The 335-nt window shown below is 56.4% G+C and carries 1 pseudogene; it reads left to right on the forward strand.

Annotated features, from left to right (window positions below):
- Nucleotides 1-199 (forward strand): annotated as a pseudogene (locus GSQ93_RS37865) (urea ABC transporter permease subunit UrtC); the annotation flags it as partial.
- Nucleotides 200-335 lie beyond the last annotated feature (136 nt).

A 335-nucleotide genomic window follows, 5' to 3' on the forward strand; every position in this document is an offset into this window, starting at 1 on the left:
CGGAACGTTGATTGGGCCGATCATCGGCGCGTTCGCGGTGAACGGTGCGAAGAGCTTTTTTACGGCGAACTTCCCTGAATACTGGTTGTTCTTCCTGGGCCTGATCTTTACGCTCGTGCCTCTGCTGCTGCCCAACGGCATCATGGGTCTGATCGATATGGCGCTGCGTAAGAAGAAAGCGGGAGGACATTCACATTGAACACACTAGCTAACGCGTACAACGCATTGATCGTGGACTTGCCGCCGCTGCCGGAAATGAACGAGAAGAGCGAGCGCAACCAGAACGGCATCACGGGTCTTGGCCACGTGCTGGAACCGGGCGAGATCGATGTCTC

The sequence above is a fragment of the Burkholderia sp. S171 genome, from assembly GCF_009766085.1.
GTDB lineage: Bacteria > Pseudomonadota > Gammaproteobacteria > Burkholderiales > Burkholderiaceae > Caballeronia.